The 19,355-nt window shown below is 41.9% G+C and carries 16 protein-coding genes; 3 read left to right on the top strand and 13 right to left on the bottom strand.

The features are described 5' to 3' along the window. Positions 1 to 47: 47 nt before the first annotated feature. From folP to ACZW67_RS10300, 3 genes are all read right to left on the bottom strand, one after another. Complete coding sequence (folP, locus tag ACZW67_RS10310; RefSeq protein ID WP_465183174.1) at positions 48 to 944, bottom strand: dihydropteroate synthase; 897 nt, start codon at positions 942 to 944, stop codon at positions 48 to 50. A gap of 156 nt (positions 945 to 1,100) precedes the next feature. After that, entirely contained in the window at positions 1,101 to 2,996 is a 1,896-nt protein-coding gene (gene ftsH, locus ACZW67_RS10305) for an ATP-dependent zinc metalloprotease FtsH (RefSeq protein WP_197101570.1), read from the bottom strand. A gap of 386 nt (positions 2,997 to 3,382) precedes the next feature. Next, positions 3,383 to 4,015 carry an RlmE family RNA methyltransferase gene (locus ACZW67_RS10300; RefSeq protein WP_110923292.1) on the bottom strand — a complete coding sequence of 211 codons (633 nt, stop codon included), beginning with the start codon at positions 4,013 to 4,015 and terminating at the stop codon, positions 3,383 to 3,385. Positions 4,016 to 4,338: 323 nt separating this feature from the next. On the opposite strand from ACZW67_RS10300, the gene ACZW67_RS10295 reads away from it, so the two are divergent. Next, entirely contained in the window at positions 4,339 to 4,650 is a 312-nt protein-coding gene (locus tag ACZW67_RS10295) for a YhbY family RNA-binding protein (RefSeq protein ID WP_110923293.1), read from the top strand. Positions 4,651 to 4,957: 307 nt separating this feature from the next. Then, positions 4,958 to 5,701, top strand: coding sequence for a DOMON domain-containing protein (locus ACZW67_RS10290; protein ID WP_465183173.1), 744 nt, complete (start codon positions 4,958 to 4,960; stop codon positions 5,699 to 5,701). A gap of 175 nt (positions 5,702 to 5,876) precedes the next feature. On the opposite strand, the gene ACZW67_RS10285 is transcribed toward ACZW67_RS10290, so the two are convergent. Further along, positions 5,877 to 6,605, bottom strand: coding sequence for a CHAP domain-containing protein (locus tag ACZW67_RS10285; RefSeq protein ID WP_465183172.1), 729 nt, complete (start codon positions 6,603 to 6,605; stop codon positions 5,877 to 5,879). A 249-nt stretch (positions 6,606 to 6,854) separates the two neighbouring features. Between ACZW67_RS10285 and ACZW67_RS10280 the strand changes: the two genes are divergently transcribed. Beyond that, positions 6,855 to 7,370, top strand: coding sequence for a hypothetical protein (locus ACZW67_RS10280; RefSeq protein WP_465183171.1), 516 nt, complete (start codon positions 6,855 to 6,857; stop codon positions 7,368 to 7,370). Positions 7,371 to 7,668: 298 nt separating this feature from the next. Here the strand turns inward: ACZW67_RS10280 and lpxC are convergent, their stop codons facing one another. The 9 genes from lpxC to pyrE form a co-directional block, all read right to left on the bottom strand. Next, the gene (lpxC, locus tag ACZW67_RS10275; protein ID WP_465183170.1) at positions 7,669 to 8,586 is read right to left on the bottom strand and encodes a UDP-3-O-acyl-N-acetylglucosamine deacetylase; all 918 of its coding nucleotides are present in this window, start codon (positions 8,584 to 8,586) and stop codon (positions 7,669 to 7,671) included. A 477-nt stretch (positions 8,587 to 9,063) separates the two neighbouring features. Then, positions 9,064 to 10,269: a cell division protein FtsZ gene (ftsZ, locus tag ACZW67_RS10270; protein ID WP_110923297.1), complete on the bottom strand. Its 1,206-nt coding sequence runs from the start codon at positions 10,267 to 10,269 to the stop codon at positions 9,064 to 9,066. 250 nt (positions 10,270 to 10,519) lie between these two features. Next, positions 10,520 to 11,812, bottom strand: a complete 1,293-nt coding sequence (ftsA, locus tag ACZW67_RS10265) for a cell division protein FtsA (protein WP_465183169.1) — start codon at positions 11,810 to 11,812, stop codon at positions 10,520 to 10,522. 178 nt (positions 11,813 to 11,990) lie between these two features. Continuing rightward, positions 11,991 to 12,791, bottom strand: a complete 801-nt coding sequence (locus tag ACZW67_RS10260) for a cell division protein FtsQ/DivIB (protein WP_465183168.1) — start codon at positions 12,789 to 12,791, stop codon at positions 11,991 to 11,993. Between the two features lie 476 nt (positions 12,792 to 13,267). Next, the gene (locus ACZW67_RS10255) at positions 13,268 to 14,236 is read right to left on the bottom strand and encodes a D-alanine--D-alanine ligase (RefSeq protein ID WP_465183175.1); all 969 of its coding nucleotides are present in this window, start codon (positions 14,234 to 14,236) and stop codon (positions 13,268 to 13,270) included. A gap of 150 nt (positions 14,237 to 14,386) precedes the next feature. Next, positions 14,387 to 15,826 (bottom strand): UDP-N-acetylmuramate--L-alanine ligase, encoded by a 1,440-nt coding sequence (gene murC, locus ACZW67_RS10250; protein ID WP_465183167.1) that lies wholly within the window; start codon positions 15,824 to 15,826, stop codon positions 14,387 to 14,389. 84 nt (positions 15,827 to 15,910) lie between these two features. Next, a complete protein-coding gene (murG, locus tag ACZW67_RS10245) occupies positions 15,911 to 16,996 on the bottom strand; it encodes an undecaprenyldiphospho-muramoylpentapeptide beta-N-acetylglucosaminyltransferase (protein ID WP_465183166.1) in 1,086 nt (361 codons plus the stop codon). 417 nt (positions 16,997 to 17,413) lie between these two features. Further along, positions 17,414 to 18,385 carry a glutathione synthase gene (gshB, locus tag ACZW67_RS10240; RefSeq protein ID WP_465183165.1) on the bottom strand — a complete coding sequence of 324 codons (972 nt, stop codon included), beginning with the start codon at positions 18,383 to 18,385 and terminating at the stop codon, positions 17,414 to 17,416. A gap of 216 nt (positions 18,386 to 18,601) precedes the next feature. Then, the gene (gene pyrE / locus ACZW67_RS10235) at positions 18,602 to 19,324 is read right to left on the bottom strand and encodes an orotate phosphoribosyltransferase (RefSeq protein WP_197216532.1); all 723 of its coding nucleotides are present in this window, start codon (positions 19,322 to 19,324) and stop codon (positions 18,602 to 18,604) included. Positions 19,325 to 19,355: the final 31 nt, after the last annotated feature.

Genomic DNA, 19,355 nt, shown 5'->3' with positions numbered 1-19,355 from the left:
AAACACTTATAGTATTGGACAACAGCGTAAACGAGTATAAAAGCCTATTAGTGACGGTCATACTCAGACAACTGACTCCATAGCGCTACTGCCTGCTGCATCATCGTCACATTATGCGTGCGAATGATACTTGCCCCTTGTTGTAGCGCAAAAATACCTGCTGCCACTCCTGCTGCATCACGCTCTGTTGCTTGAATATTAGCCACTGCTTCAACCCCACTTTTGCTCAACACCTCTGCTAAAAATCGCTTACGTGAAATGCCAAACATCATTGGCAATCCCAGTGTCTGCAACCGCTGAAGCTGGCTTAATAGTGCGCAGTGGTGCTCGTAGTTTTTTGCAAATCCAAAGCCTGGATCAATAATTATTTTTTCACGTTTGACACCGATACTGATTACCTCGTCAATACAGGCTACTAGCTCGGTACTCACATCATCTATTACATTATCATACTGTGCCAAGCCGTTCATCGTCGTCGGCTCACCGCGCATATGCATTAGCATGACTGGTATATCAAGCTTGACTGCCATTGTAGCCGCATCAACACGCTTTAGAGCCCGTACGTCATTCCATATGTCAGCACCGGCTTCAAATGCGGCTTCCATAACTGCTGGATTACTAGTATCGATAGACAGCCAAATATCATTTCCAAAAGATTGTCTAATGGCTTGAACAACAGGTACGACGCGATACATCTCATCACTCGTAGCGACAGCATCCGCATTTGGGCGAGTGGATTCACCACCGATATCAATAATAGTCGCACCTTCATTGATCATTTTCTGGCAATGCTGAATGGCTTTATCCACCGCATTGAACTGCCCACCATCTGAGAATGAATCTGGTGTGACATTAAGTATACCCATAATATGAGGTATTGATAAATCTAAAGTTTTATCACGACTAGATATCTTGTAGTCAGGTAAGGCTTGGAATAATGACATAACCCTTTTATCTCTCATAAGAACAATTTTAATTATTACTGCCTATGCTCATGATACCAGTAAATCTTACTCGGCCCTAAATCCTTCATAAAACAATGACAATAAAAAAGCCCTTTATATAAAGGGCTTTCTTATTGAGAGTTTATAAACTAAACGCTACATCGCTGGTAATGGTGGCGGTGTTGTGCCCGTTGTTTTGATGTCATTCTTTGACAGATTGACTTCGTTATGCTGATAGACTCTCGGTGGACGCGGCGCTTCACCTGCTAGAATATCTTGCAGTTGGTCACGATCGATGGTTTCCCAGTTCATGAGAGCCTCAACCATCGCATGCATTTTGTCTTGATTGGCTTCAATCAATTCACGAGCGATATCATACTGCTCTTCTAGCATACGGCGTACTTCTTCATCAACCTTTTGCTGAGTGGCTTCAGAGATCGTACGACCCCCACCGCCGAAATAGCCTTGTGAGTTGTCATCATCTTCGTACACCATGATACCAAGTGCATCAGACATACCATACTTCGTCACCATCGCACGTGCCATTTTGGTGGCGCGCTCAAAGTCGTTCGAAGCACCTGTCGACATTTGATTGATAAACACTTCTTCAGCAATACGACCACCGAACAAAATAGCAATATCACTCAACATCTTCGATTTATACATACTGGTCTGATCGTGCTCAGGCAACTGCCAAGTCACACCAAGGGCAAAACCACGAGGCATAATAGTGACTTTATGCACAGGATCTGTACCCGGTAATAGTTCAGCTACTAACGCATGACCTGCTTCATGATACGCAGTCGCACGGCGCTCTTCTTCGCGTATCACCATGGACTTGCGTTCTGGACCCATATATAACTTGTCTTTAGCATCTTCAAAGTCATTCATATCGACACTGGTCTTGTTACGACGTGCTGCAAATAATGCGGCTTCGTTTACAAGGTTGGCAAGCTGTGCACCACTGAATCCAGGTGTACCACGAGCAAGAGAACTTGCGTCTACACTAATCGTGTTTGGCAATTTCTTCAAATGAACTTTTAAGATTTGCTCACGGCCTTTGATATCTGGCAAGCCTACTTGTACTTGACGGTCAAAACGACCCGGACGCAATAATGCTTTATCAAGCACGTCAGCACGGTTGGTCGCAGCAATAACGATAACGCCTTCATTACCTTCAAAGCCATCCATCTCAACCAGTAACTGATTCAGTGTCTGTTCGCGCTCATCATTACCGCCGCCCATCCCAGAGCCACGATGACGACCGACTGCATCAATCTCATCAATAAAAATGATACAAGGCGCGCTTTTCTTTGCTTGTTCGAACATGTCACGTACACGTGATGCACCGACACCGACGAACATCTCAACGAAATCAGAACCTGAGATAGAGAAGAACGGCACTTTAGCTTCACCAGCAATGGCTCTTGCTAGTAGCGTCTTACCAGTACCCGGAGGGCCTACCATCAAGATACCACGTGGAATGGTCGCGCCTAGCTTCGTGAATTTATCTGGAGCACGTAAAAACTCAACCACTTCTACGACTTCTTCTTTGGCTTCTTCACAACCTGCCACGTCTTCAAAGTTGACGTTGATTTGGTCTTCGGTCAGCATTTTAGCTTTTGATTTACCAAAGCTCATTGGGCCGCCGCCTTTTCCGCCTGCGCCGCCTTGCATATTACGCATGAAGAATAAGAACAGACCAATAATCAATAGAATTGGGAAGCTGGCGATCAATAATTGCATCAATACGCTTTGGCGCTTTGGTGCAGTTCCTTGAACTTCGACTTGGTTTTCACGTAGCAGTGGCATCAGCTCGTCATCTGATACAGCAGGTCTAATGGTCTCAAAAGCTGAGCCATTTTTCTTCTCGCCGGTGATTTCTTCGCCGTCAATTTCAACACTGGCTACTTGGTTTTCTGACACAGCGGTCACAAACTCAGAGTAGTTGAGGCTATCCGGCTCAGATGATTGATCGAAGCCGCTAAACACCAGTACTAAAACGCCGATTACCACCAGCCACAATAAGGTATTTTTTACCATGTCGCTCACTAGTTATTCCCATCCCTTACTTATTGGTGTGTCTATTAAACACGTGACGTCTATAAACGTATCGCTCATTTTTCATAAACCTATCAATGTCAGAGTTTTCTGATCGGGGCTTATACATGTCAAATGTCTTATAAAACAGGTTTAACAAGTTATAAATATCAATGATATATGAATCTATCGCAGATGAGCTTATCAAGCGCTTATTGTCAGACGACTTTGCCTAAAACAAAGTTAATATACCATGATATGTGGTACTAACCTGCATAATTCAAGCAGGTATCGCTATTATTCAATCAACGATTGTAACGATTTTAATATTCTAATAGATATACTTAATGGTGACACAATATCCCGCTTACAATGGCAATAACTCATCAAAGTTAAAACTATTTAATCGCTATCCAAAACATCTCTTTTGAACGCGGCCTAGAAGCACCTGGTTTGATACTACGGATTTTACTAAAATCCTGCTGCATCTGCTTGCGTAATTCTTGTGTTCCTTCACCTTGAAACACTTTCATAATGAGCGCGCCACCTTCTGGTAAGGTTGCCAAAGCAAAATCCACGGCCAATTCACATAAGTACATCATACGTGGCTGATCAATCGCGCTATTACCTGCCGTATTGGGCGCCATATCAGACAACACCACATCTACTTGCCTGTCACCAACTTCTGCCATGATACTATCAAACACTTCTGCTTCACGAAAGTCGCCTTGGATAAAAGTAACATCAGGCAAAGTATCCATCGCTAAAATATCGGAGGCAATCAAGATGCCTTGCTCGCCTACCAATTGACCAGCCACTTGTGACCAACTACCAGGAGCACTACCCAAATCTACGACCGTCATGCCTTTCTTAATCAGGCTGGTTTTTTCATTGATTTCTAATAATTTATAGGCAGCACGGGCACGATAGCCATCTTTATGAGCCTTTTGCACATAATGATCGTCAATGTGCTCTTTCATCCAAGCGCTACTACTCTTTGACAATTTTTTATTTTCGATACGCGTGGCCAAAATACCTGCTCCTATTGCTTTGCAAAACACTAATACATACTGATGAAATAGCCACTACATTTATAAAATGCTTTAAAGATGGACTCAATGAGACCATTGATTTGTTCTCTTGTCTTAAACTGAACAAATTCTATTGGTTAAAACACTGTTTTATAAGACAGTAGCGTTTATAATGTGGCTAAACATTCAGTTTAACATTTTCATCACGTAAAATCGTGCAAAATCCTGCTGATCTCATGCAAGTTGACCACAGATTATCTATAATGGTCATCAACTGCTCTCAATAGCATTGTCATTTATTTTTATCAACACTTAGGAATTCTATGGAACTCGATAACGCTACAATCAAACGCCTAAGAGGCATTGGTCACGAACTGAAACCGATTGTCATGATTGGCAACAAAGGTATTACCCCAACCATCATTGAAGAAATTAATCGTGCTCTAACAGATCATGAACTTATTAAAGTAAAACTGCCTTCAGGCACTAAGCAAGAACGTGATGTCATTGGCGCTGAGCTTGCCACTGCTGCTAAAGCATCTTTGGTACATTCAATTGGTCGTATGGCTCTATTACTACGCAAAAACCCGAATGCCAACCCAAAACTGTCTAACTTAGCACGTCACGCACAGTAATGCGTGATGGCACATTTAGTTTAAGAAATATCATACCGTAAAATCTTATATCATAGCCGAACCCTTACGGTAAAATATAAAAGCCGCGATGCAACTTGCTCGCGGCTTTTATATTGTCTACTCTCATCGATTTGCCTGTTTTATAATGCTAAATCACACAATCGACATAGCTTTCTCGTTATAGTCAATCCTTTATAAAATAGTGAGACAGCGTTAACCTCGCTTGAAGTATCACAATACATCTGCATTCGGTTACCTTGACTCTCTTTGAAATTGAATCAACTATATTATTTTTGAGTTTTATAAAATGATGAATCAAACCTTTGACCTTTACATCGCAAACGAAACGATAGCAAGTGATGCACATCAACTTGGCGTAACTTTAGATGATCTCAAGCGTATCTGTGTGCAGGTAAGTGCTCATATTGTTCAATATCCTGAGGTATGTTTACAGCTGACTTACCGCATTACTTTGCCTAACCAGATGCTAGCAGATAAATTAGACTGGCCGATGCGGCAACCTGAACAGGTCGGGTTTTCTGATTACTTATGGGAAGAGACCTGCCTTGAGTGCTTTATCACTGGTAGTATTATCAACTCTCACGCTGTTACCGAGCATACAACGTCTTATATTGAGATTAATGCCAATCCAGATGGTCGTTATGCACTCTATCAATTTGAGAGTTACCGTAACCCTGCGACATTACCACCGACACCTTTGTACCAAGACGATGGACACACGCGTGCCTCTATTGAGTGGACTAACAAGCCCAAGCATCAAAGTACGTCCGCAAACATGCATTTACTTAGAGAGCAAGACACTCTACTTAAACCTGAACTCAAACCTAATAGTTACAAGCGAAGCTTCAACGTACCATTGGCTCAGCTGTCTGACTCGCATCTGAAATATGCTATCAATAACACTACCATTGAGCACATACATCCATGCGTTATCTTGCGGTTGGACCAGACGCCTTTATACTTCGCAACCAGCCATGCCTCGCCACCTGATTTTCATAATCGCCAGTACTGGTCTAGATTTGAGATTTAGCCATATCATATGCAAAACATTACTTGAATAACACTACAAATAGAACAATCTCTAATCGTTACTCTCACTTAAACTTGATGTTTAAAATATAAAAAAACCCAGTAATGTCATAAAGAACATTACTGAGTCTAGAGAAAACAGTTTGCTTAGCAGATGATTGCGTGTACTTAACTGATTACTTATCAGCCATCGCAAGATAGATGCCACGGTCTGATGCATCATCAACATACTGCGAATCGCGCCATGTGGTATAGCTATAGTTACCACTATATGGGCTGATGCTGTTTTGACGGAAATCAGATACCCAGTCATTGCCATCAAAGATCTGGATGTGACCATGTGGACGACTTGAAGTACGATTATAGACTACGACATCACCAACTTGTGGCTGCATATCATTACTAATTTTAGTGAAGCCTGCTTTGGCTAGTGTGCCACGAGAAGCATATTGATAAGCTGAAGGGTTCGGCGTGAATTCGTAACCAGCTGATTGTAGTGCTTTACGTACATAACGAGCACAGTAGCCAGAACTTCTAGACAAAGCGACACGTGATGCGTTTGCTGCTGCAATAGCAGGAGCAGAAAAACGATCTGGAATTGATTTTACTTGTTGCTGACGCTGCTCGTAAGATAAGCGGCTGGTTAGCGAGGCAAGCTTATATTCTTTTTGCTTAGCATGTGCACTGAGATTATCAATGGCTTGACTGATTTCATCGTTACTATATACATGGGCACCACTGTTCGTGCTATAGATATTACGACTAGAACCATAGGTCGTAGAAGTAGAGATATTTGTGGTGGTATGACTCAAGGTATTATTTGGTTGAAAGGTTGTTTCGACAGCACCACTTGCCTGTGCTATACCCATTCCCAATACTGACAAAATTAATAAAGCTTGTTTCATAAATTTACTACCTATTGTTAATGCAAGACAGCTCGTCATCCTTGACGAAGCATCAATTAATTTAGTGGACATTATCATTAAACAAACATGATAAAATCCTTATGACAAGAGCCTACTCTTTCTTCTGTAGTGACTAATGCTGCTATCAGCATTCATTTAGTCAACTCTCATGTAAATCGCTTGCCATATATCGCTTTGGCATGTCTGTTATGAATATCGATTTTGTCACCTATTAGATGAGTCATTACGATGTCAAAAAAACAGCCTAACCGGCTTGCCCAACTTATTGATCATCAAGCTTTTGCTGGTAGCGCACTACCCCAAACACTTGCTGACAACATGAGGCTATATATAGAAACGACCAATGAGGTAAAAGAGCTATTGGTAGACTGTCTACCTGAGGAAATCCTCAATACCTGTTGGGTCGTAGGCTTTACTTCTGAGCAATTAATTCTTAGCGTTGGCTCGATGACTGCTGCTAATCATATACGGTATTTGCAAAGTTCTTATTTGCAGGTGCTGACAGAGCAGTCCATTACATTTAAACAACTCAAGCAAATCCGTGTCGTAATAGCTAGCAAATCGGCTGATAATTATTCATCTAAACAATCATCAACATCATCTGCAGTCCTGTCAAAGCCTCAGAAAGCCAATGAAAATCAGGCCCTTAGCCAAAACATAAAGCGGACTATATCACAGGCTGCAGAGCATGTCACCACTGATGAAAAACTCAAAAAAGCACTTTTACGCTTGATAAATCCTTAAAAAACCCGGCCGTGACATGTAAAGTTATGTAAAAAAAAACGTAAAAACTGGCCTACAACGCTGAGATTTTGTAATGAAGCCAACAAAAAAAATCATCTACCAGCGCTATTCATAATGTGAATATCACCAACAGATGATTAGAAAACTACCTACAGCTTTTGTATTCCCTACTCTAAAGAAAATTTATTGAGATAATCATGGCGCTATATTTAGATTATAGAATATTATAATGATGTAATTAACGTAGACCTATGTAATATTACGTCAATGTTTCGATACTTCGTGTATATCACTCTCTTCACCCTTCAACAGCCATCCCTTTCAAAGGAAGATACTCGATAGGACAGGTTACATTGTCATCAAAAGTTACAATTTCAAAGTTATCATGATCAGATAGTATTTCACGCACTAACAAGTTATTTAGTGCATGACCAGACTTATACGCGTTAAAGCGACCTAAAATTGGATAACCAATCAGATATAGATCACCTAGCGCATCCAAAATTTTATGACGAACAAACTCATCATTAAAGCGCAGGCCTTCTTCATTAAGAATATTGGCTTCATCTATGACGATAGCATTGTCCATACTGCCACCTAACGCCAAATTATTCTGGCGTAATGCCTCAATATCACGTAAAAATCCGAAAGTACGTGCTGAGCTCAGCTGTTCAATGAAATTTTGCGTTGAAAACTGCAGTTGTGCATGCTGAAAATTCTTATCAATAGCAGGGTGATCAAAATCAATTTCGAAATTTAATTCAAACCCTTCATACGGGCGCAGCTCTGCCCATTTATCGTCGACCTTTACACGTACTGGTCTTATTATCTGAATAAACCTTTTCAAAGCGTCTTGTTCACAAAACCCTGCATCAAGTAGCAATGCAACAAAAGGTGCAGCACTACCGTCCATAATCGGAATCTCCGAAGCAGAGACACGGATTAAAAGGTTATCTACACCAAGTCCAGCAATCGCACTCAATAGATGCTCCACCGTACCCACTCGTGTACCACCGAATACTAGGTTTGATGACATCATGGTGTCTTGCACTAAAAAGGCACTGGCTGGAATTGGCTGACTGCCTTCGATATCAGAGCGCTCGAAAACAATACCTGTATTTATTGGTTGCGGATGAAATTCTAAGTCAACAGGCTGACCACTATGAAGACCAGTACCTGTAATAGCTATCGCAGTTTTTATGGTTCTTTGGTTCATGACTGTCTTCTCACATATTTTGTTACAATTGCCATAGTGTACCATTACAGGCCCCTAGTTCGCCACAGTTAAAACTCGCTATTTTCCTTATCTCCTTGATTGATAACACTTATCGCACCAAACCGAAACTATTTCTATGCTCTATTGACATAACTATCTCTATATAAATAGCTATAGTCAATCCTCTATAAAAGAGTGACAGCGTTAACCTCGCTTGAAGTATCACATATACATCTGCACTCGGTTGCCTTGTATCTCTTTTAAACTGAATCAACTATATATTGAAGTCTATATTTATTATAAAAAAATGTCTCACACTACTATTTATTAATGATTAGCTCTTCCCAAGGTGCTACTTCTATCGGTAAAAAATTATAGGATCACCTCTTTGCAAACAGACGTACTTTATCTACAGCCACAAAAAAGCCAGCGATTGAACGCTGGCTTTTTTACTCTATTTAAAAACATCTCAAAATATTATTTATTTTGTTGGCGTTTTAGATAGTCTTGAATACTGTTGGTTTTGGTCTTAGCTTGTTCTTGAGGCGCGTTAGAACGTACAGTAGCAGAGGTATCTTGATACATTTGAGCTTGTGACTGCTTTTGGCTGTTCAAAGCACTGGTATGTACATTAGGATCAACAGGCTGAGTGCTGTTCACAGAAGGTACTGGCTGCTCCACTACTTCAGGTTCTTGGCCAGCATTTTCATCTAAAGTCAGACCCGTTGCAATGACTGTCACATGCAAATCATCACCCATTTTTTCATCGATAACTGAACCATAGAAAATATGAGCATCATCAATATCAGTAATTTCTTCAACGATAACACTGATCTTGCTCATCTCATCTAATGATAGTGACTCAGAAGAAATCACGTTGACCAATAGACCTTTAGCATTCTCTAAACGTAGATCATCAAGTAATGGAGATCTAATGGCTTTTTCAGTCGCTTGACGTGCACGATCATCACCACTTGCACGGCCAATACCCATCATCGCATGACCTTTAGCAGTCATAGCAGTACGGATATCGTTGAAATCGATATTGATCATACCTTCGCTAGCGATGGTTTCAGCAATACCTTGAACCGCATGCAATAACACATCATCTGCTTTTTTGAAAGCATCTTGCATAGAGATATTGCCGTAGACACTCATTAACTTGTCGTTTGGAATAGTGATGATAGAGTCAACGAAATTGGTTAACTGCTCAATACCAGCTTTAGCAGCTTTGATACGTTTGCCACCTTCAAACTTGAATGGTGTGGTCACTACAGCAACTGTTAACACTTCCATTTCTTTAGCAATACGAGCAACTACAGGTGCTGCGCCAGTACCTGTACCGCCACCCATACCAGCAGTAATAAATACCATATCTGCATGTTCAAGTAACGCACGGATAGCTTCTTCTTCGCTTTCTGCTGCTTCACGTCCAACTTCTGGATTGGCACCAGCACCTAGACCACGGTTCGTCTTTGCACCCAATTGTAGTTTATGCGGCGCTGTTAGACGATCTAGTGCTTGTTTATCTGTGTTAGCACAAACAAATGTCACACCTCTAATCCCTTGCTGTACCATATGTTCAACTGCATTACCGCCGCCGCCGCCCACACCGAATACAGTGAAGCTCGCTTGGCCGTTGTTTTGAAGCTGGTTATCATCTGGCATGGTGTATTTTGACATAAAAAGGATTCTCCAGTTGCAGATAGCGTGGTGATTGATACGTGGTAACGCACTCATATGGCGCACTATCGACATACTATATATAAATGTATTTAAATAAAATAGGGTTATGGCTTAAATCTTTCAGCATAGATAACAATAGGTCATCATCGCAAAGGGTATTACTTTTTATATTACTTCGTTTTCTGCTTGAATAATTTAGGTAAACTCTACAAGAATATTAGCATTCTCAATATTTTACCAAAAAAACTTATAGTATCTTTTTCAGTACACTAGCAAAACGTTGCCCTGCACTTTGAAAAACACCAGTGACTCGATTCTTTTGAATCGCTTCAGGCTCACTCTTTTCGCTACGACGGAACTGTTCGCTCTGACTGTAGAGTAGCGTACCAAATGCCGTTTGATAAGCACGATCATTTACCTGAATATTTAACTGCTTGAACGATTCATCATTATCAAAATGATTATAAGCACTGATAGCAGGATGTATATTGGTCAGCACCACCGGCATTTTTAGCAATTTTTTGGCAAAAGGTATCATACCTTTAACCGCGCTGCCCCCACCAGTGAGAACGATGCCTTTGTCTATATAACCAATCAAATCTGCGTCATGTAATTGACGAGCCACTTCCGTAAATATCTGGACATAGCGAGCTTCAATAATACGGGCTAGATTATAAATGCCAATATTGATCTCATCGCCTGTCCCTTGCGGTTTAAAGATAAAGAAAGAGCTAGGATCGACACTATTAACATCAACGGTACCGTGAGTTTTTTTGAGCTTTTCAGCTTCAATCATTGATATGCCAAAGTCAGCTGAGATATCCATCGTGACTTCATGGCTTCCAGATGCGATACAATGGGTAAATATCAATTTATTTTCTTTATAAACACAAATACTAGTAGTACTAGCGCCAATATCGACCAAGCACACACCTTGTTGACGCTCATCACTCATTAAGCTATATTCAGCGCTTGTCACTGCATCAAAAACAATATGATCAATACCAACGTCACAGCTTTGCAATAATTTTTGGATATTTTGGCGGCTAGACACTGGCATCATCATCATGTGATACATCACGGAAATGTTACGCGCCATTGTTTCGATAGCATCATCGACCATAAAGTCTTGATCGTTGACGTAAATACCTTGTTGACAGCAGTGCATCAAATAATAGTCTGGTGGCAAATCACGTGACTTGGCATTAGATAATGCTTGTACCATATCTTTAGCACGTACAACATCCTCTTCCACTTGCACATCACCTGCACTGTTTTTGCTAGACAGTTCGGGCGTTGCCAACGTCAACCACACACTATGCACACGGCAATTGGCAGTATCTTCTGCTTCTTGAATGGCTTGTTTAATAGCACCTTGCAAACGCTCACGATGCTTTATTTGGCCTTGATAAAAATCGCTATTTTTAACTTGCCCAACGCCCAAGATACGAATGTCTTTTGCAGAGACGACGTTGCCAATGACGACATAGACTGCCGTGGCACTTAGATGGACAACAACCAGATTTTCAGTATTTTTCATGGTACCAGACAAATTATCGCTAAACAGGAGACCAAATGACGTCTCCATTAGATCATTAAAAAATCGCTATCAATACACTATAAGATTGTGTATTCAATGCTAAATACTATTAAAACCGTTCGAACAAAACAGCTCATACTAAAAGCCAAAATGTTAACCAGTTTTTGCTTCTGTCTATCTATGATGATGGTGCTTCATCATTCTTTGGCTGTACCATATCTCCAGAAATGGTAAAGCCATTTTTATAACGCAAATCTACCGATTGTATCTGTTCTCGACGCGCGCTTAGTTGATTACCAAGCAGCTGACTCAAATTCAGTAGCTTTTGCGCAGTGTTTTCATTATCAACAATGATGCGTAATCCATTATCAAAGCGAATCAACCATGTCATTCTTGGTGATAAAATAATATCTTCGACTTGTATACCTAGCGGTGCGTACCAGTCGTTGACTTGCTGCATCTGTTGCATAATAACGGGCGCTTGGGTTATCTCACCTTGCAGAGTAGCAAATTTTTCTTGCGTCAAATCTTTAGTGTCAGCAGGGACAAAAACCGTCCCTTTTGCATCAACCAAACGTTCTGTCCCAAAATTGGCAACAGCCTGTTTAGGTAATACAGTAACCACGATACCACGCTGCCAATCACGAGAAACACTTACTTGATCGACCCAAGCCAGACCTATCGTAATGTCTCTTAACGCTTGCAGATCAGAGGTAAAAAAACTGCTTACCTTTTGCTGATCCATTACTTGTTGTAGCGACTGATATTGAACGCCTGTCAAGCCTTGGTGATTGACATGGATAGCCGCCGGCGGCGCATCACGCAGAGCCTTGCCACCCATGATCAATATCAGTACTAGCAATACCAATACCATCGCCATAAACAAGTATTTGGCTGAATTTGGTATCTGGAGCTTAATTTTTGGGCGACGGGCTTTATCACTCATCAAGTCAGTTACCTCGTTGACAGTTTGAGCCATAACGACCTGTGTCCCTATTATTTGCATAAAATGGCTTATGCTATTTATTGATGTGAGTCCACATATCTTATGCAGAGATCTATTAAGTCGATATATTATCAAAGTCTTTGGCTAAAACAATTTATATGATGCTATTATTCTCATTTAAACGTAACATTTTTCTTAATTCACAGTTAACTTATGATTTCTTCTTATAAAAGCTCAGATCTCGTCAATATATGACCATAATACGCAATATTAACGTATTTCATAGCTAAACAATAGCCTAACCCTTATTGGCAACAGCGAATTTACACAAGTTTACATGAAGTTGTGACTCAGCATCTCTAGTGATACATTGTCTAAGTGTTTTCCAGAAAAACCTATCCATTATGAACAATAATTAATTAACGCTATTAATAGTACTTTTAATCTACTCAAGCAGCTTGCTTTCCGAATGAAGCTACTTGAATTAATACAACAGTACTTAAAACTAACTAGACTGTCTGCGCCAAAATATGCCAGCACAGGGTATCGAAGTCCATGCCTCGAGCCTTGGCTGCCATCGGAACCAAACTATGACTGGTCATACCCGGTACAGTATTGATTTCCAGCAACCAGAAATTGCCTGCTTCATCTTGCATGGCATCGATGCGTCCCCAACCTTTTGCATCAACAGCACGGAATGCCGCAAGACTCAAATCCTGTAAGTGCTTTTCATCAGCATCGCTCAAGCCACACGGAACATAGTAGCTGGTATCATTACGATTGTACTTAGCTTCAAAATCATAGAAGTTGGTGATATCTGCAGGCTCAAGACGAATGACCGGATAAGCCTCGTCGTCGATAATAACAATCGTAAACTCGCGACCGGTAATCCAGCGCTCTGCCATCACTACATCGCCACACTGTACCGCCGTCGCGTAGGCAGCTGGAAGCTCATCAAGATTGTTGACCTTCGTCATGCCAATACTTGAACCTTCATGGACAGGTTTAATGATAAGTGGCAAACCCAACATGTTGACTATTTGCTGCCAGTCGGTATCCGCGTTCAACAATGAAAACGGGGCTGTCGCCACACCGCAACCTTGCCACAACTGCTTGGTACGCACTTTGTCCATGCCCAGTGCCGATGCCAAAATGCCTGAGCCTGTCTGAGGAATATCAAACCATTGCAATACGCCTTGTAGCAAGCCATCTTCGCCGCCGCGACCATGCAACACGTTAAACACGCGATCATACGCGCGTAGCTCAGTGATGTCTTGATGCTTAGGATCGAAATGAGTGGCATCCACGCCTTGGTTTTGAAGTGCTTGCAATACAGCCGCGCCACTGTCTAAAGATACGCTGCGCTCATTGCTACTACCGCCATAGACGACAGCAACTTTGCCGAACTCACTCGCATCTTTTACTTTGCTAGGCGCCACGTTTGATAATACTTCTTGGCCTGACTGGTTATTTTCCATACTGTTTTTCTCTGCTTGTGCAACTGCGGCTAGGGCTGGCTCTGGATTAATAATAGCTGTCTTATCCTCAGCGGCATCCATGGCTGTATTTTTTGCATGTTTTTGATCATTGTTCGTCGTCATGAGGATAGCTCCTAGAGTTCTTTTAGCTTACTTGATGTAAAGGTTGTTTGCAGCCAAATCAACGGATATTTGCCCTACGTTACCAGCACCTTGAGTAATCAGCATGTCATTGGCTTTCAATAGACGCTGCATCACAGGCGCTAGATTGCCCTTATCAACAATCGTAGGTTCAACTTCACCGCGCAAACGAATACTACGCGCCAATGACTTGGTATCAGCACCTGTGATTGGCGTTTCACCTGCTGAATATACGTCTAATAATAATAGCTCATCTACGCTTGACAGTACTTCGACAAAATCATCATAGCAGTCACGCGTACGGCTATAACGATGCGGCTGAAACAGCATGACTAAACGGCGATCAGGGAAACTTTGACGAGCAGCTTTGATGGTCGCATCGACTTCCTTTGGATGATGACCATAATCATCAATCAATAGGACATTACCATCATCGATATCTACAGAGGCATGCTGCTCAAAACGACGGCCAACACCTTCGAATTTTTGCAGGGCACGCTTAATGGCTTCGTCATCCACGCCTTCATCGGTCGCCATCGTGATAGCCGCAAGCGCATTATAAACGTTGTGAGTACCAGGAATATTGAGCGTCAAACGTAAAGGCTCACGGTCACGGCGTAATACGGTAAAGTGGGTTTTAGTGCCCTCAGTCACCAAATCAACACCTTGCACATCATTGAAAGGCTCAAGACCAAAGGTCAGTACAGGGCGACCAATATCATCAATCATCGCATACAGCTCTGGGTCATCACCGCACACCACGGCCAAGCCATAAAACGGCATGTTTTGTAGGAACTGAATATAAGCTGCTTTTAATTTATCAAAGCTGTTCTCATAAGTTTCCATATGGTCTCGATCGATATTTGTCACAATCGCAGCCATCGGATGCAAGGATAAAAATGATGCATCAGACTCATCAGCTTCAGCGACTAGAAAACGACTGCTACCAAGCGCGGCATTTTTCCCAGAAGCATTAAGTTTACCGCCAATCACGTACGTAGGATCGAGCTGACCTTCTGCCATCATCGTGGTGAGTAAGCTTGTTGTGGTCGTCTTGCCATGAGCACCCGCAACAGCAATACTGTGACGATAACGCATCAACTCACCCAACATATCTGCACGGCGAACGACAGGTAAGCGCGCTTCGAGTGCTGCTTTAATCTCAGGATTACTACGATCAATCGCTGACGATACGACGATGACATCTGCATTGGCAATGTTTTTAGAGTCATGACCAATTGATATTTCAATACCAATCTGCTGTAAGCGTCGAGTTACCAAGCTCTCAGCGATATCAGAACCACTTACTTCGTAACCTTGATTGCTCATCACCTCAGCAATACCGCACATTCCTGAGCCGCCAATACCCACAAAATGCAAATGCTGGATACGACGCATTTCTGGTATTTCAATCAAACGTTTAGGTAGCGCTTTCGCAGAGGTAGGCATAATAAATTCTCTTGGTTAAAGGCGAATAAAATGTGGTGAATCAGAATAATCAGTTATAAAAATAGCAGCTGATAGAAATATAAGCTACAGGGTTTGCCAAATAATATCAGCGACCTGCTTGCTAGCACTACGGTTGGCAAGTGCATGGCCTTTCTTGGCCATGGTTAAGCAAGCACTTCGATCAAGCGCTGCCAGCTCATTGCTCAAACGCTGCGGCGTCAACTCAGATTGAGGTAATAGAATTGCTGCATCATGTGAGGTTAACGTACGAGCATTGGCTGTTTGATGATCATCAACGGCATGCGGCAGCGGTACAAAAATAGCAGCAATACCGACATTTTGGATTTCGGTAACGGTCAATGCACCTGCTCGGCAAACAATGATGTCTGCCCAGTTATAAGCAGCAGCCATATCATCAATAAATGGCTGTACCACAAATTTATGAATGCTCAAATCTTGCTCATCATAAGCAGTTTGCGTGGCAGCCTCATTGTTTCGTCCACATTGATGACGCACTTCAAAAGGACGGTCTATCAATGCCAGTGCTTTTGGCACGGTATCATTTAATACTTGTGCACCAAGCGAGCCACCAACCACCAGCAACTTAAGTGGTGATTGATCATTCAAATCATAACGTACAGTCGGTTCCACGACACCAGTGATGGCATTACGTACCGGGTTACCAACTGTCTCTAGTTTTACATCAAGCTCACTATTTGCAAAAGTGTGCTCAAAGGCCTGTAATACCTTGGTAGCAATTTTAGACAGATAGCGATTACTCATGCCAGCAATAGCATTTTGCTCATGAATAATAAGCGGCGTACTGGTCATACGTGCTGCAATACCGCCCGGTGCGGTCACATAACCACCGAAGCCTACGACAATATCAATCTGATTATTGCGAATGACTTTTATGGCAGCCATCGTTGCTGATAGCAGGGTTACAGGTAGCTTTAACAAGCGCCCTACTCCCTTACCACGCAGCCCTTGCATATCAATGGCATGAAAACTATAACCAGTTGGTTTAACCAAACCGTTTTCCATGCCAGTTGGCGTTCCTAACCAATGAATAACCGCACCGCGCTGAGTCAATTCCTCAGCCACTGCCAATGCTGGAAACACATGCCCACCAGTACCAGCAGCCATCATTAATATATGCGGTTTTTTCATGAACGCCTGCCTATCTTTTTATTTATATGAAGGATTTATTATCCTATCAGAATTTTAGTTGTCGACAAATAACGACCCTATAAAATATCGCATAGTATAGTGTAAATCGTTGACTTATATATAGCATTTTATGCGTCGTTAATAATAAAAATCCAAGCCGTGAACAACCTCGGCTTGGCGTTAATAAATACGCTTTAACATCGATAGAATCGACATCTTCAATCACGTTTCGACAAGATATAGTCGATTCGATTTAAAAGTAGTACAAGGCAACCGATTGTAGATGTATATGTGATACTTCAAGCAAGGTTAACGCTGTCATACTTTTATAGTGGAATGACTATAGCTTAGCACAACTATTTTTTTATCATTGTGCACATACCTTAATGATAAATCACTCTATCATTACTGCGGTGCTCAAATCGCGAATTTACTTTCAATAGCAATAATAAAGTCTGTCGCAATATCCGTACCACACTGATCGTCAATCTCGCGTACACAAGTCGGACTGGTAACGTTAATCTCGGTAATACGACCACCGATGAGATCTAAGCCAACGAACATGAGACCTTTTTCTTTCACAATAGGTGCCACTACCTCTGCCACTTGACGTTCGATATCAGTCAGCGGCATAGCAACACCACTACCACCTGCGGCTAGATTACCACGGGTCTCGCCTTTGGTTGGAATACGAGCCAAGCTATAATCTACCACCACACCATCAACAATTAATACGCGTTTATCGCCTTCGACAATCTCTGGTAAATAACGCTGTGCCATAATTGGCAGCGTCTCTAACTCCGTCAATACTTCTAGTGTAACACCGATATTTGGGCTATCAGCAGTCAGACGGAAGATACCTGTACCGCCCATACCATCTAGGGGTTTGACAATAACATCTTGCTGCTCAGCAATGAACTTGCGAATGTGCGCCTGTTTACTGGTTACAATCGTTGGGCTCATATAATCACTAAACCAAGTGGCAAACAGTTTCTCATTACAATCGCGAATCGCTTGCGGATCGTTGACCACGAGTACGCCTGCCGCTTTTGCATGATCGAGCATATAGGTTGTATAGATGAAGCGCATATCAAACGGTGGATCTTTACGCATCAAAATCACGTCATAATCGCTGACTGGTGCCGTCGTTTTATCACCTAATGTATAGAAGTCTTTAGGATCACGCTTTACCGTTATTGGCTGCGTATCGACCATCAACTGCCCACGATCCAACCAAAGGTCATGAATCTGACAGTATCCTAAGCTATGCCCGCGGTCTTGAGCTGACCACATCATGGCTAAGGTAGTATCTTTTTTATAATTAACCTGCTCGATAGGATCCATAATAACGAGTATGTTTAACGATTTTTTTTGATTTTCTAGACTCATAACAAAACTCACTTACGTTGTATAGTCAATCAATCTTAAAAATGGTATAAGGCAGACGAGCGCAAGTACTACAGTAGTAGGCTAAGCGAGTCTAACGTCATAACACTTTAAGAGTGGTTCGACTATATTATTAATAGGCAGATATGAGCGGTTAAATAGGTAAATACCATCTATTCAGCATAAAAGATGCTCGCTCATAAAACCATCTACGACAAATTATACGCCGTACTGCGTGCGATAATGCTGCATTTTTGCAAGCTGAGTCGCATCTTTGTATTGGCTATTGTCATCTGCTAAATAGCTGATTAAATCATCAATATCAATGAGTGCGCGCACAGGGACCTCTAAAGTCGAGGCTAGCTCTTGAATAGCAGAATGCTCAGCTTGACCTTTTTCTTTACGATCAAGAGCGACAATAATACCGGCAACGCTTGCGCCCGCTTGCTCTAAAATCTCGACCACTTCACGCATGGCTGTACCAGCTGTAATGACATCATCTAATACCCAAACCGCTTTGCCATTGACATCAGCACCCACCAAGTTACCACCTTCACCATGGGTTTTGGCTTCTTTGCGATTGTAACCCCATTTAGCATTGATACCATGATGGTTCCATAATGCTTGTGCGGTGGCAGCAACGAATGGAATGCCTTTATAAGCGGCACCAAAAATGACCAGCTCTTGCTCATCTGTACCGTTATTGGTCGCTGCCATCTGTTCAGCTAAGGCGTCGGCATAACCACGTGCTAACAACGATAACATCTCACCTGTCGCCAGCAAACCTGCATTAAAAAAGTATGGACTAATACGACCAGACTTAAGGACAAACTCACCGAACTTAAGGACTTGGTTATCTAAAGCCAATTGAATGAATTGATGCGATGAGAAAGTAGGCTGAGCATTAGGTACTGAATTATTAGGTACACGAGCATTGGACATTAAGGCATTCCTATTAACAAAAATGAGGGCA

This window comes from Psychrobacter sp. TPE 89C (assembly GCF_055522395.1).
Note: the sequence above shows the minus strand (reverse complement) of the source record. Positions and strands in the feature narration are given on the sequence as shown.